The sequence below is a fragment of the Streptomyces sp. NPDC048514 genome (genome assembly GCF_043199955.1).
Classification (GTDB): domain Bacteria; phylum Actinomycetota; class Actinomycetes; order Streptomycetales; family Streptomycetaceae; genus Streptomyces.
The window spans coordinates 100,135-114,837 of record NZ_JBICWT010000013.1; the positions used below are offsets into that span (position 1 = coordinate 100,135).

10 protein-coding genes are annotated in these 14,703 nt (G+C 70.7%); 4 read left to right on the plus strand and 6 right to left on the minus strand.

The window, feature by feature from the left end:
* Positions 1-12 precede the first annotated feature (12 nt).
* The 4 genes from nuoL (at position 13) to recQ (ending at position 7,649) form a co-directional block, all read left to right on the plus strand.
* Positions 13-1,959 (plus strand): NADH-quinone oxidoreductase subunit L, encoded by a 1,947-nt coding sequence (nuoL, locus tag ACGFT2_RS27665; RefSeq protein WP_393283087.1) that lies wholly within the window; start codon positions 13-15, stop codon positions 1,957-1,959.
* Positions 1,960-1,964: 5 nt separating this feature from the next.
* Positions 1,965-3,536, plus strand: a complete 1,572-nt coding sequence (locus ACGFT2_RS27670) for an NADH-quinone oxidoreductase subunit M (RefSeq protein WP_393283089.1) — start codon at positions 1,965-1,967, stop codon at positions 3,534-3,536.
* Complete coding sequence (nuoN, locus tag ACGFT2_RS27675) at positions 3,533-5,182, plus strand: NADH-quinone oxidoreductase subunit NuoN (protein ID WP_393283092.1); 1,650 nt, start codon at positions 3,533-3,535, stop codon at positions 5,180-5,182. Before ACGFT2_RS27670 ends, nuoN begins: the two co-directional genes overlap by 4 nt.
* A gap of 448 nt (positions 5,183-5,630) precedes the next feature.
* On the plus strand, positions 5,631-7,649 hold the full coding sequence (gene recQ, locus ACGFT2_RS27680) for a DNA helicase RecQ (RefSeq protein ID WP_393283094.1): 2,019 nt from the start codon (positions 5,631-5,633) through the stop codon (positions 7,647-7,649).
* A gap of 22 nt (positions 7,650-7,671) precedes the next feature.
* Here the strand turns inward: recQ and ACGFT2_RS27685 are convergent, their stop codons facing one another.
* The 6 genes from ACGFT2_RS27685 to ACGFT2_RS27710 form a co-directional block, all read right to left on the minus strand.
* Positions 7,672-10,437 (minus strand): fumarate reductase/succinate dehydrogenase flavoprotein subunit, encoded by a 2,766-nt coding sequence (locus ACGFT2_RS27685; protein ID WP_393283097.1) that lies wholly within the window; start codon positions 10,435-10,437, stop codon positions 7,672-7,674.
* A gap of 11 nt (positions 10,438-10,448) precedes the next feature.
* Positions 10,449-11,237, minus strand: coding sequence for an ABC transporter ATP-binding protein (locus ACGFT2_RS27690; RefSeq protein WP_393283099.1), 789 nt, complete (start codon positions 11,235-11,237; stop codon positions 10,449-10,451).
* Positions 11,221-12,135, minus strand: a complete 915-nt coding sequence (locus ACGFT2_RS27695) for an ABC transporter permease (RefSeq protein ID WP_393283102.1) — start codon at positions 12,133-12,135, stop codon at positions 11,221-11,223. Before ACGFT2_RS27695 ends, ACGFT2_RS27690 begins: the two co-directional genes overlap by 17 nt.
* A complete protein-coding gene (locus ACGFT2_RS27700; protein WP_393283105.1) occupies positions 12,132-13,475 on the minus strand; it encodes an ABC transporter substrate-binding protein in 1,344 nt (447 codons plus the stop codon). Before ACGFT2_RS27700 ends, ACGFT2_RS27695 begins: the two co-directional genes overlap by 4 nt.
* Before the next feature lie 36 nt (positions 13,476-13,511).
* Positions 13,512-13,739 (minus strand): ferredoxin family protein, encoded by a 228-nt coding sequence (locus ACGFT2_RS27705; RefSeq protein ID WP_053852588.1) that lies wholly within the window; start codon positions 13,737-13,739, stop codon positions 13,512-13,514.
* A gap of 64 nt (positions 13,740-13,803) precedes the next feature.
* Positions 13,804-14,592 (minus strand): GntR family transcriptional regulator, encoded by a 789-nt coding sequence (locus tag ACGFT2_RS27710; RefSeq protein WP_393283108.1) that lies wholly within the window; start codon positions 14,590-14,592, stop codon positions 13,804-13,806.
* Positions 14,593-14,703 lie beyond the last annotated feature (111 nt).

The following is a 14,703-nucleotide window of genomic DNA, read 5'->3' on the forward strand; positions in this document are numbered from 1 at the left end:
GTCGGAAGAATCGTGGAGAACCTGATCGCGCTGCTCATCGCGGCGCCCCTGCTCGGAGCGGCCGTCCTCCTGGTCGGCGGCCGGCGGCTCGACCGCGTCGGCCACTGGATCGGCACGCTCCTGTCGACCGCCTCCTTCGCGTTCGGCCTGATCCTCTTCGCCGACCTGCTCGGCAAGAACGCGGAACACCGCACCCTGACCCAGCATCTGTGGACGTGGATCCCGGTCGAGAGCTTCCAGGCGGACGTCACCTTCCGCCTGGACCAGCTGTCGATGACGTTCGTGCTCCTGATCACCGGCGTCGGCTCGCTGATCCACCTGTACTCGGTCGGGTACATGGAGCACGACGAGCGCCGCCGCCGCTTCTTCGGGTACCTGAACCTGTTCCTCGCGGCGATGCTGCTGCTTGTCCTCGCCGACAACTACCTGCTGCTCTACGTCGGCTGGGAAGGCGTCGGTCTCGCCTCCTACCTGCTGATCGGCTTCTGGCAGCACAAGCCCAGCGCTGCGACCGCGGCGAAGAAGGCCTTCCTGGTCAACCGCGTCGGCGACATGGGCCTGTCGATCGCGATCATGCTGATGTTCACCACCTTCGGCAGCTTCGCCTTCGGGCCGGTCCTCAGCCACACCGGGGACGCCTCCGAGGGCAAGCTCACCGCGATCGGCCTGATGCTGCTGCTCGCCGCCTGCGGCAAGTCGGCGCAGGTGCCGCTGCAGTCCTGGCTCGGCGACGCCATGGAGGGCCCGACGCCGGTCTCGGCCCTGATCCACGCCGCGACGATGGTGACCGCGGGCGTCTACCTGATCGTCCGCTCCGGTGCCATCTTCAACGCCGCCCCCGACGCCCAGCTGGTCGTCACCGTCGTCGGCGCGGTCACGCTTCTCTTCGGTGCGATCGTCGGTTGCGCCAAGGACGACATCAAGAAGGCGCTGGCCGGCTCGACCATGTCGCAGATCGGCTACATGGTGCTCGCGGCGGGCCTCGGCCCCATCGGATACGTCTTCGCGATCATGCACCTGGTGACACACGGTTTCTTCAAGGCCGGACTGTTCCTCGGTGCCGGTTCCGTCATGCACGGCATGAACGACGAGGTCGACATGCGCAAGTACGGCGGTCTGCGCAAGTACATGCCGATCACGTTCATCACCTTCGGTCTCGGCTACCTGGCAATCATCGGCTTCCCAGGCCTGTCCGGCTTCTTCTCCAAGGACAAGATCATCGAGGCGGCCTTCGCCAAGGGCGGCACCGAGGGCTGGATCCTCGGCGGCACGGCCCTTCTGGGCGCTGCCATCACCGCGTTCTACATGACGCGCGTGATGCTGATGACCTTCTTCGGAGAAGAGCGTTGGAAGAACCAACCCACTCGCTCGCCGGAGGCCCCGAGCGCCGAACCCGCCGCCGAGCACCACGGTGAGCACGCCGAGCCGCACCCGCACGAGTCCCCGAAGGTCATGACGATCCCGATGATCCTGCTGGCCGTCGGCTCCGTCTTCGGCGGCGCCTTCTTCAGCATCGGCGACCGCTTCCTGCACTGGCTGGAGCCCGTCACGGGCCACAGCGAGGGAGACTCGCCGCTCAGCGCCACCACCGTCACCGGCGCGACCATGGTCTGCCTGGTCATCGGTGTCGGCATCGCCTGGGCCCAGTACGGCCGCAAGCCCGTCCCGGCCGTCGCCCCGCGCGGCTCGCTGCTCACCCGCGCGGCCCGGCGCGATCTGCTCCAGGACGACTTCAACCACGTCGTCCTGGTCCGCGGCGGCGAGCACCTCACGCGCTCCCTGGTGTACGTCGACCACACGCTGGTCGACGGCGTCGTCAACGGCACGGCGGCCGGCTTCGGCGGGCTGTCCGGCCGGCTGCGCCGGCTCCAGAACGGCTTCGCCCGCTCCTACGCGGTCTCGATGTTCGGCGGTGCGGCCCTCCTGGTCGCCGCGACCCTGCTGATGAGGGCGGTCTGATACCGATGTCCTTTCCTCTGCTGACAGCGACGGCGGCGCTCCCGGCCCTCGGGGCCGTCGCCACGGCCGCCGTGCCGGCCTCGCGGCGCACCGCCGCCAAGTGGCTGGCGCTGCTCGTCTCGCTCGCCACGCTCGCCCTCGCGATCGTCGTCCTGGTCCGCTTCGACCCGGACGGCGCCCGCTACCAGCTCACCGAATCCCACGCCTGGATCAAGGACTTCGGGGTGAGGTACGAGCTGGGCGTGGACGGCATCGCCGTGGCGCTGATGGCGCTCACGGCCCTGCTCGTCCCGTTCATCGTCCTCGCGGGCTGGCACGACGCCGACCCGCTGGAGACCGGCAGCCGCCGCTGGCGCCCCACCCAGGGCTTCTTCGCGCTGATGCTCGCCGTCGAGGCGATGGTGATCATCTCGTTCGAGGCCACGGACGTCTTCCTCTTCTACATCTTCTTCGAAGCCATGCTCATCCCGATGTACTTCCTCATCGGCGGCTTCGGGGACCGGGCCCACGAGCACGGGGAGGAGACGGCGGCCACCCAGCGGTCGTACGCGGCGGTGAAGTTCCTGCTCTACAACCTGGTCGGCGGCCTGATCATGCTGGCCGCGGTGATCGGCCTCTACGTGGTCGCCGGGAACTTCAGCCTCCAGGAGATCGTGCAGGCGCGGGCGAACGGCTCGCTGCACATGGCGACGAACACCGAACGCTGGCTCTTCCTCGGCTTCTTCTTCGCCTTCGCGGTGAAGGCGCCACTGTGGCCGCTGCACACCTGGCTGCCCAACGCCATGCAGGAGTCCACCGCCCCGGTCGCCGTCCTCATCACGGCGGTCGTCGACAAGGTGGGCACCTTCGCGATGCTCCGCTACTGCCTCCAGCTGTTCCCGGACGCCAGCAAGTGGGCGACGCCCGTCATCCTCGTACTGGCGCTGATCAGCATCATCTACGGCGCGCTGCTCGCCGTCGGCCAGCGGGACATCAAGCGCCTGGTGGCGTACGCGTCGATCTCGCACTTCGGGTTCATCGTCATGGGCATCTTCGCGATGACCAGCCAGGGCCAGTCCGGCGCCACGCTCTACATGGTCAACCACGGCATCTCCACAGCCGCGTTGATGCTGGTCGCCGGCTTCCTGATCTCCCGGCGCGGCTCGCGGCTCATCGCCGACTACGGAGGCGTGCAGAAGGTCGCCCCGGTGCTCGCCGGCACCTTCCTGATCGGTGGCCTCGCGACGCTCTCCCTGCCCGGACTCGCCCCCTTCGTGAGCGAGTTCCTGGTCCTCGTCGGCACCTTCGCGCGCTATCCCGTGATCGGCATCATCGCCACCCTCGGCATCGTCCTCGCCGCGCTGTACACCCTCGTGCTGTACCAGCGGACGATGACGGGCCCGGTGAAACCCGAGGTCTCGGCCATGCCCGACCTGCGCGCACGTGAACTCCTGGTCGTCGCCCCGCTGATCGTGCTGCTGATCTTCCTGGGCGTCTACCCGAAGCCCGTCACGGACATCGTCGATCCGGCGGTCAAGCAGACCATGTCCGACGTACACAAGAAGGACCCCAAGCCCGAGGTGGAGGCGGCCAAGTGAGCGCAACAGCCGTCCACAGCCTGTGGACAACCGCGGCCGAACCGATCTCGAAGATCGACGCGCCGAAGATCGAATACGGACAATTGTCGCCGACCCTGATCGTCATCGGCGCCGCGCTGGTCGGAGTCCTGATCGAGGCCTTCATCCCGCGCAAGTCCCGCTACTACGCCCAGGTGTTCGTCTCCGCCGTAGCACTGTGCGCCGCGTTCGCCGCGGTCGTCGCGCTGGCGGCCGACGGATACGGCACCACCAAGGCACACATCGCCGCCATGGGGGCGATCGCCGTGGACGGACCGGCCCTGTTCCTGCAGGGCACGATCCTGCTGGCCGGCCTGGTCGCCCTCTTCACCTTCGCCGAGCGCCGCCTCGACCCGGAGGCCCACGGCAACCGGGTCGACTCCTTCGCCGCCCAGGCGGCCTCGGTGCCGGGCAGCGACAGCGAGAAAGCCGCCGTGAAGGCCGGGTTCACCACCACCGAGGTCTTCCCGCTGCTGCTCTTCGCCATCGCGGGCATGCTGGTGTTCCCCGCGGCCAACGACCTGCTGACGCTGTTCGTGGCGCTGGAGGTCTTCTCCCTGCCGCTGTACCTGCTGTGCGCCCTGGCCCGCCGCAAGCGGCTGATGTCGCAGGAGGCCGCGGTCAAGTACTTCCTGCTCGGCGCGTTCGCCTCGGCGTTCACCCTGTTCGGCATCGCCCTGCTGTACGGCTACGCGGGCTCGGTGTCGTACGGGCGCATCGCCCAGGTCGTCGACGGCACGGTCACCAACGTCGACCCGGCGCTCGCCGACACCATGGGCAACGACGCGCTGCTGCTCATCGGCGCCGCGATGATCGTGATGGGTCTGCTGTTCAAGGTGGGCGCGGTGCCGTTCCACATGTGGACGCCCGACGTCTACCAGGGCGCGCCCACCCCGGTGACAGGCTTCATGGCGGCGGCGACGAAGGTGGCCGCGTTCGGCGCGCTGCTGCGCCTGCTGTACGTCGTCCTGCCCGGCCTGCGCTGGGACTGGCGGCCGGTCATGTGGGCGGTGGCGATCATCACCATGCTGGGCGGTGCGATCGTCGCCATCACACAGACCGACATCAAGCGGCTGCTGGCGTACTCGTCCATCGCACACGCCGGATTCATCCTCGCGGGTGTCATCGCCACCTCGAAGGACGGCGTGTCGTCCGTGCTCTTCTATCTGGCCGGGTACTCGTTCGTGACGATCGGCGCGTTCGCCGTGGTCACCCTGGTGCGCGATGCGGGCGGCGAAGCGACCCACCTGTCCAAGTGGGCGGGTCTGGGCCGGCGTTCCCCGCTGGTGGCAGCGGTGTTCGCGGTGTTCCTGCTGGCCTTCGCCGGTATCCCGCTGACCTCCGGCTTCGCGGGCAAGTTCGCCGTGTTCAAGGCGGCGGCGGACGGCGGCGCGGCTCCCCTGGTCGTCGTCGGTGTGATCTCCTCGGCGATCGCCGCGTTCTTCTACATCCGCGTGATCGTGCTGATGTTCTTCAGCGAGCCGAGGCCCGAAGGCCCGACCGTGGCCGTCCCCTCGCCGCTGACCACGGCGGCGATCGGCGTGGGCGTGGCGGCGACGCTCGTCCTCGGTGTGGCGCCGCAGTACTTCCTGAACCTGGCGAACCAGGCGGGAGTGTTCGTGCGCTGACCTTCCCCGTCGTACGAGCCGCTGCCCGGTACCCCTCCGCTGACAGGGGTGCCGGGCAGCGGCATGGAGGATGCAGCGGCACGGAGGAACAGGAACGGCGGCGAAGCACCGCGCGACGAAGATCATCACGATGGGGCCCGGGCGATGGGGATCACGGTGGCGCTCCGGTGATCACGAGGGACCCCTCCGGTGATCGCCGCGGATCTTTCGAGTGATCACCTCGGATCATCCGAGCGGTCGCCGCGGACCTCTCGGCCGCCGGCGGGCGGAGGCGCCGCGGCGTGCTTTTCACCTCGCTTGCCGCAGGAGCCTGTGGATAACTCCGGCGCTGTCGGTTCGGCCCTCTATCGTGGAGGCAGCGGTCGGGAAACGACACACGGGGGACCGGCGGGGACAGACGGGGGACAGGACGATGGGCGCGACGGGTGGAAGCAGCGAGATGCCAAGGATGACCGAGGGGCCGGGCACGGTCGACAGCGAGGCTCTGGCCGACAGCGAGGCGCTGGCCACACTGCACCGTGTCTTCGGATACGAGGCCTTCCGCGGCGAGCAGCAAGAGATCATCGAGCATGTGGTGGCGGGCGGCGACACCGTCGTGCTCATGCCCACCGGCGGCGGCAAGTCGCTGTGCTACCAGATCCCGGCCCTGGTCCGGCCCGGGACCGGGGTGGTGATCTCTCCCCTGATCGCACTGATGCAGGACCAGGTGGACGCCCTGCGCGCTCTCGGCGTGCGGGCCGGCTTCATGAACTCCACGCAGGACTTCGACGAGCGGCGCGTGGTCGAGGCCGAGTTCTTGGCCGGCGAACTGGACCTGCTCTACCTGGCCCCGGAGCGGCTGCGCCTGGACACCATGCGCGACCTCCTCTCCCGCGGCAAGATCTCCGTCTTCGCGATCGACGAGGCGCACTGCGTGTCCCAGTGGGGCCACGACTTCCGCCCCGACTACCTCACCCTGTCCCACCTCGGCGAGCGCTGGCCGGACGTCCCGCGGATCGCCCTCACCGCCACCGCCACGCACGCCACCCACCAGGAGATCACCCAGCGGCTGAACCTGCCGACGGCCCGGCACTTCGTCGCCAGCTTCGACCGGCCCAACATCCAGTACCGGATCGTGCCGAAGGCCGACCCCAGGAAGCAGCTGCTCGCCTTCCTCCGGCAGGAGCACGCGGGCGACGCCGGCATCGTCTACTGCCTCTCCCGCAACTCGGTGGAGCGGACGGCGGAGTTCCTGGTGGCCAACGGCATCGAGGCGGTGCCGTACCACGCGGGTCTCGACGCGAGCACCCGCGCAGCGCACCAGTCCCGGTTCCTGCGCGAGGACGGCCTGGTCGTGGTGGCGACCATCGCCTTCGGCATGGGCATCGACAAGCCCGACGTACGCTTCGTCGCCCACCTGGACCTGCCCAAGTCCATCGAGGGCTACTACCAGGAGACCGGCCGGGCGGGCCGTGACGGGCTGCCGTCCACGGCCTGGATGGCCTACGGCCTCAACGACGTCATACAGCAGCGCAAGCTGATCCAGTCCGGTGAGGGAGACGAGGCCTTCCGCCGCAGGGCGGCAGCCCACCTCGACTCCATGCTCGCCCTGTGCGAGACGGCCCAGTGCCGCCGAGGCCAGCTGCTCGCCTACTTCGGCCAGGACCCCGACGCGGCGGCCTGCGGCAACTGCGACACCTGCCTCACCCCACCGGAGACCTGGGACGGCACGGTCGCAGCGCAGAAGGTGCTGTCGACGGTGGTGCGGCTGCAGCGGGAGCGCGGGCAGAAGTTCGGCGCGATGCAGATCGTCGACATCCTGCTCGGCAAGCGCACCGGCAAGGTGATCCAGTTCGACCACGATCAGTTGTCCGTCTTCGGGATCGGCGACGATCTCACCGAGGGCGAGTGGCGCGGCGTCGTCCGTCAGCTGCTCGCCCAGGGGCTGCTGGCGGTCGAGGGAGAGTACGGCACGCTGGTCCTCACCGAGGCGAGCGGCTCGGTGCTGCGCCAGGAGCGCGAGGTGCTGCTGCGCAAGGAGCCGAAGAAACCGGCCGGCTCCCGCTCGCGCTCGACCGGCGCCTCCGGGGGCGACCGCAAGGCCAAGGCCGCCGCGGCCGAGCTGCCCGAGGAACTGCTCCCCGCCTTCGAGGCCCTGCGCGCCTGGCGCGGTGAGCAGGCCCGGGAGCAGGGCGTTCCGGCATACGTCATCTTCCACGACGCCACCCTGCGGGAGATCGTCTCCCTGTGGCCCGGTTCGGTGCGGGAGCTGGGCACGGTGGGCGGTGTCGGCGAGAAGAAGCTGGCGACCTACGGGGAAGGGGTGCTCGAGGTGCTGGCCTCCCTGGACCGGCCGGCCCCGGCCGGCGCCGCGGCCCCGGCCGGCGCCGCGGCCCCGGCCGGTGCCGGGGATCCGGCGGGTGCCGGACCCCCGGAGGAGCACTGGCCCGAACCGGCGGACGAGCCCGAGCCGGACGACTGGATATAACCCGGCAGGACGCGGTGCGGAACTACAGACCCCGGGCGGCGTAGGCCCGGACGTCCGCATCCGAGTCCGCCGTGGCCGTGGCGAGGGCCGCCCGGGCCTCCTCGGTGGCCCGGTGCCGGGTCAGTGCCAGGACCGCTGCCTTGCGGACGTCGGCGTTCGGGTCGGCGAGAGCCTTCGCGAGCGCGGGGACCGCGGTGTCGGCGGGCGCGGACGACAGCGCCGTGGCGGCACCCGACCGCACCTGCCAGGCCGGGTCGGACAGGCCGGCCACGGCACGGGCGGCGAGCGGTGCCGGGCAGCCGGTGGTGGCCAGCGCACCGAGCGCGGCGCCGCGCACCAGCGGATCGGCGTCCTCGGTGAGCCGCTCCAGCGTCCCGGCGAGCAACTCCCGGTCGGGCCCGCTCAGGGACGCCGAACCGACGGCGGCGAGTGCCTTGGCCACGCCGACCCGGACCTCCCGGGAGGGATCGTCCGCAGCGCCCGCCAGCGGTCCGACCGCGTCGACCGAGACGAGCGCCCGCACGGCCTCGGTACGGACATGGATGTCGGGATCGTCCAGAGCCGCCGCGAACACCTCCACCCCACCGAGCCGCAGGGCGCGCAGCACATCCAGGGCGGCCCCACGGACAACGGGGTCGGCCTGGCCGAGCGCACCGGTGAGGGCGACGCCCAGAGCGGGCTCGGGCGCCAGGGTCTCGACGAGCTCGCGCAGTGAGGCCGCGGCGGCCGCGCGGACCTCCGCGTCCGGGTCGGCGAGGGCACCGGCCAGGGCCTGCCCGGTACCGGGCGGCACGGTCTCGGTGAGTACCGAGACGGCCGTACGGCGAACGGCGGGATCGGCGTCGTTCAGGTAGGGCCCCAGCTCGGCGAGGCCGGGTTCCGCCTCGGCCAGCTCCAGCAGTTCCAGGAGCCGCGGCGAGGAGGCGTCCGGGGCCCCTGCCCGGTCGGCGGGTCCGGCGGCGCGGGCGGAGGCCGGTCCGGCGGCGACCGGCGCCACCTCGCGCGGCCCGGCCGTGGCCACGTGCTCGGGATGGACCTCACCCAACCGCCGGGAGGAACCGCCGACAGGCGTGAACTCATCCACCGGCACCAGATAGGGAGCCACGGGACGTGCCGTGAACTCCATCGCACCGGAGGGGGACTTGTGCAGATCGAGATGATGGAACCAGGACACGTCGTCGCGCCCGGGATGGTCGAGGCGGTCGTGGTAGAGACCCCAGCGGGACTCGGTGCGGGCCAGGGAGGCGCGAGCGGCCATCTCCGCACAGTCGCGGATGAAGGAGACCTCGGCGCAGCGCATCAGTTCGTGCGGGGTGCCGGCGCCCATCGCGGCGATGTCGGCGCGCATCCGCTCGAAGGCCTCCAGCGCCAGCGAGAGTCGTGCGCCGGACTTGGGCGGGGCCACGTAGTCGTTCACGAAGCGGCGCAGCTTGTACTCGACCTGGGGTTGCGGCGGGCCGTCCGGGTTGCGCAGCGGGCGGTAGATCAACTCGTGGGCCTCGCGCACCTGGTCCGCGGGAAGCTCACCGGCGTAGGCCGTGTACTGCGCGGCGTCCGCGCCCGCGAGGTCGCCGAAGACGAAGGCGCCGATCATGTAGTTGTGGGGGACGCAGGCGAGGTCGCCCGCGGCGTACAGGCGCGGGACGGTCGTGCGGGCGTGGTCGTCGACGCGGACACCGGAGGCCGAGTGCCCGCCGCACAGACCGATCTCGGAGATGTGCATCTCGACGTCGTGAGTGCGGTAGTCGTGCCCGCGTCCGGCGTGGAAGGTGCCGCGGGTCGGCCGCTCGGTGGAGTGCAGGATCGACTCCAGGGCGGAGACCGACTCCTCGGGAAGATGGCTGAGCTTCAGGTAGACCGGACCACGGTCGCTGGCCACCTCGGCGGCGAACTCGGCCATCATCTGCCCCGACCAGTAGTCGGAATCGACGAAACGCTCGCCGTGCCGGTTGACCTGGTAGCCGCCGAAGGGGTTGGCGACGTAGGCACAGGCCGGGCCGTTGTAGTCCTTGATCAGCGGATTGATCTGGAAGCACTCGATGCCGGTCAGCTCGGCGCCCGCGTGGTAGGCCATGGCGTAACCGTCGCCGGCGTTGGTCGGGTTCTCGTAGGTGCCGTAGAGGTAGCCGGAGGCGGGCAGCCCCAGCCGGCCGCAGGCACCCGTCGCGAGGATCACCGCACCCGCGCGGACGGTGACGAAGGCACCGGTGCGGGTGTTGAAACCGACGGCACCCACGGCGCGGCCCTCGGCGGTGAGCACCCGGAACGGCATGACCCGGTTCTCGATCCTGATCCGCTCCCGCATCTCGCGCCGCCGCAACTGCCGGTAGAGGACCTTTTTGACGTCCTTGCCCTCTGGCATCGGCAGTACGTACGAGCCGGAGCGATGGACCTGGCGGACCGCGTACTCGCCGTGCTCGTCCTTCTCGAACTTGACCCCGTACGACTCCAGCCGCTGGACCATCGCGAATCCGCGGGTGGCGGTCTGGCGGACGGTGGACTGGTCGACGATGCCGTCGTTGGCGCGGGTGATCTCGGCGACGTAGTCGTCGGGCCGGGCACGGCCGGGAACGACCGCGTTGTTGACGCCGTCCATGCCCATGGCGAGCGCGCCGGAGTGACGGACGTGGGCCTTCTCCAGCAGCAGCACGTTCGCACCGCGCTCGGCGGCGGTCAGGGCGGCCATGGTGCCGGCGGTACCGCCACCGATGACGAGGACGTCGCAGGTCAGCTCCTCGGCGTCGGCGACGGCGGGGATCTCCGGGGTAACGGGCGCGGGGGTGGTCACCGGGGTGCCTTTCAGGAGCCGAGCGAGGTGAGGATGTCGCGGCGCAGGGCCACGCGGTCCGGAGCGTCGAAGGCCGCACGGTCACGGGGGTGCGGCACGTTTCGTACAGCGGCCACCCGGCCTGAGCCGAGCAGGGCCACGCGGTCGCCGAGGAAGAGTGCCTCGTCCACGTCGTGCGTGACGAAGACGACCGTCGCGCCCGTACCGTGCAGCACCTCGACCAGCAGGTCCTGCATGCCGGAACGGGTCTGGGCGTCGAGCGCGCCGAAGGGCTCGTCCATCAGGACCGCGCGCGGGCTGTCGGCCAGGGCGCGGGCCAACTGGGCACGCTGGCGCTGCCCGCCGGACACCCGGTGCGGCAACTGCCCGGCCTGCGCGCTGACCCCGACCCGCGCGAGCCAGGCCTCGGCCCGTGAGCGGCGTTCGGCGCGTGGCACGCCCCTGATGGCGAGCGGCAGTTCCACGTTTCCGCGCAGCGTCCGCCAGGGCAGCAGCGCGTCCTCCTGGAAGACCAGCGCGCGGTCGGCCGACGGGCCGGTCAGCGGGCTGCCGTCCACGTCCGCCGCACCGCCCAGCGGGGCAAGTAGCCCGGCGAGCGTGCGCAGCAGCGTCGACTTGCCGCAGCCGGACGGGCCGACGACGGTGAGGATCTCGCCGGGGGCGACCTCGAGGTCGACGTCGGCCAGGACCGGGGCGTCCGGGCGGCCCAGGACGGCGCCGCGGAACACGAGCCGGGTGCCGCGTGCGGTTCCCGGTGCCGGCCTGGCCGGAGAGGTGACGGTCTCAGACGAGGTGCTCATCGCGGGCCTCCTCGGTGTCGTTCTCGCCCTGCTGGTCGGGCTGGGACTTGTGCTCGGCCTCGCCGTCGGTGCGAGCCGGGACGGTGAGCGGGCGGGCCGCGCGGGCGCGGCCGCCGGGGACGTACGAGGTGCGGGGCAGCCAGCGGGTCAGGCGCCGGCCGAGGAGTTCCACGGCCGTGGAGGTCAGCCAGCCGAGGACGCCGATGGTGACCATGCCGACGAACACGCCCGGGTAGTTCACCACCGTGTAGTCCTGCCAGGTGCGGTACCCGACTCCGTACTGGCCGGAGATCATCTCGGCGGAGATCACGCAGATCCACGACACGCCGATACCGACCGACAGACCGCCGAAGATGCCCGGCAGCGCCCCCGGCAGCACGACCGAGCCGAGGATGCGGAGCCGGCCGCCGCCCATGGTGCGCACGGCCTCTTCCCACACCGGGGTCAGCGCGCGGACCGCGTGCCGGGTGGAGACCAGCACGGGGAAGAAGGCGGCGGTGCAGGTGATGAAGACGATGCCCTGTTCGTTCGAGGGGAAGAGCAGGATCGCGACCGGGACGAGCGCGATCGCCGGTATCGGCCGGACGACTTCCAGGACGGGACCGAGCAGGTCCTCGGCGAGGCGCGAGCGGGCCACGAGCACGCCCGTCGCCACGCCCAGGACGGCCGCCAGCGCGAAGCCGGTGAGGATGCGGGTCAGGCTGTCGGTGAGGTCGGTCCAGTAATCGGCGCCGGAGAGCCGGTCGGAGAAGGCACGGGCGACGTCCGTGACCGTCGGGAACTGCGAGAAGCGCAGCCACAGGTCCACGTCCAGGCTGGTCAGCAGCTGCCACAGGCCGAGGGCGGTGGCCAGCGACACCGCTCGCAGCGCATAGCGGGCGAGGGGCCGCCGGGTCATGACGCACGCTCCAGTGCCGTCTCGTAGGAGACGGTACGTGCACCGCCGTGGCCGGAGACGTAGGTTCGCGCTGTGGCCGGGGTGACGAAGGGCAGCAGCCGGTCGCCGTCGGCCACCCAGACCGCCTTGTCGGCGAACCAGAGGGTGCCGGTGGTGGCGTCGGGCACGTAGGCGGCACGAATGGCGTCGCGATGCCCGGCCACGTACGCCAGCAGCTCCTTCGGGGCCTTGAAGGTGATCGTCTTGCGGCCGCCCTTGGCCCACACCTCGCTCGCGGCCGGTGCAGGCGAGGACGCGAGCCGCTGGGCGTAGGAGGAGCCGAGGGCCTTCTTCACGTACCGGTCGTCGACGAAGGCGCCCACGTCCACGTCACCGGTCAGCTTGGCGGCCTTCAGCACGGATACGTCCTGCTCGAGCGCCGTGACCAGTTGCGGTTTGACCGCCGGGTCGAAGGTGGCGATGCCGTGGGCGCCGTTGTAGAGGTAGACGACCTCGGCTGGCAGTCCGGTGGCCTCGGCGACCTTCTCCGCAGCGGTGACGGGATGGTCGCTCAGGTAGTCCGTGGCCTGGGCCTGGGCCTTGAGGAAGGCGTCGAGGACGGCGGGGTGCTGCTGGGCGAAGTCCTCGCGGGCCGTGACGCCGTGGAAGGTGGGCAGCTTCAGCTGGGCGCCGTCGTACAGCGCCTTCGCCTTGCCCTGGAAGGCGAGCAGACCGGGCCAGGCGACGAACTGGGACAGTGCGTCCACGCTGCCGGCGGAGAGCGCCGAAGCACCGACGGCGGGCTGCTGGTTGAGTTTGGAGATCCCCTTGTCAGGGTCGATGCCGGCGCGCTGCAGGGCCCGTACGAGTGTGCCGTCGGCGGCGGAGCCGATGCTCGTGGAGACCTTCTTGCCCTTGAGGTCCTTCAGGGTGGTCAGCTTGGAGTCCGGTGCGGTGACGACGGTGTTGAGGCCGCCGCGCAGGTTGTAGCCGGTGACGGAGATCAGGTGGGTGGGGCGTCCGAGCTGTTTGCCGCGGGCCGCGTTGAGCAGCAGCGGGAAGTCGCCCATCGAGCCGATGTCGATCTTTCCGGCGGTCATCTGGGCGGTGATCGGGGCGCCGGTGGCGTAGTCCTGCCAGTCGACCTTGTAGGTGTGGCCGTCGTGCAGGGCGTTGAGCTGCTTCTCGAAGTAGCCGAGCGAGCGCAGGAGCGTGCCGGCGGTGACGGTGTTGATGGTCTTGGACTGGTAGCCGACGGTCACGGTGACCGTGGTGCCGCTGCCGGCCTCGGCGCTGCCGCCGCAGGCGGACAGCGGAAGGAGGAGCGCGGCGGCGGACAGGGAAACTGCCGTGCGTTTCATGCTGGTTCGGCCTCTCACCGGAGCGGTACGGACGGGTCAGCGGAGCAGGTAGGGCATGTTGACCGTGACGGCTCCGGTGGGGCAGCGGGCCGCGCACGGGCCGCAGTACCAGCACTCGTCGACGTGCATGTACGCCTTGCCGCTGCTGGTGTCGATGGCCAGGGAGTCCAGCGGGCACATGTCCACGCAGAGGGTGCAGCCGTCGATGCACTTCGACTCGTCGATGGTCACGGGCACGTCGGCCCGCTGGGGCACCAAGGGCATGGCTGTCTCCAGGAAGCGTGCAGGCGGGGATGCGTGCAGGCGGGGTGGGGTGGATGAAGGGCGGTTACGTCCGGTGGAGCAGGCCGCTCATGGTGATGCGGTCGCCACGGAAACGGATGAACTCCAGGTCCACGGGGCGGCCGTCGGCGAGGTGTGTGAGGCGTTCCAGCATCAGCACGGCGGCACCGCGCGGGGCCTGGAGCACGGCGGCGGAATGGGTGTCCGCGTTCACCGCCTCCAGGGTGATTTCGGCGTGGCCGAGGGGCTGTCCGGTGATGGCTTCCAGGAGGCGGAAGACATCGGTGTTCTCCAGGTCGGCGCCGAGCAGCGAGGTGCCGATGTCGAGCGGAATGTAGGTCAGGTCGAGGGAGAGTGGCAGACCGTTCAGGCGGCGCAGGCGTTCGATGTAGAGGACGTCGGCGCCGGCCGGGACGTCCAGGCGCTCGGCGACCGGGGCGGGTGCGGGAGCGGGGCCCATGGTGCGGACCTCGTTGGTGACGCGGCCGTGTTCGTGGAGGGTTTCCGCCAGGCCCATCAGGCTGTCGAGCCCGTGGGGGTATTTCCGGGCGACGACGACGGTGCCGACGCCCGGCAGCCGCTCCACCAGTCCCTCGGCCCGGAGCAGGTCCAGGGCCTGGCGGACGGTGTTGCGGGAGGCCCGGTAGTCGGTGGCGAGGCTGGATTCGTGGGGAAGGGGGCCGTCCTCGAAGGCGCCGGTCAGGAGCTGGTGACGCAGCAGGTCGGCGAGTTGCCGGGCCCTGTCCGCACGCAGCCGGCGACGCGTGCGGTGGGCGGCGACGGTGGTCGCTGCGCCCTGACCGGCGAGGTCACGGGTGCGGTCGGTGGGTGGCATGGCTGGAACCATACCGAGAAGGTAGGGAAAGGGGTGTTGCTGGTTTGTTGCGCCAGGTGACGGGGCGTTCGGAAGGCGTGTTGACCTGCACATTCACGCTCAGGCGCAGTC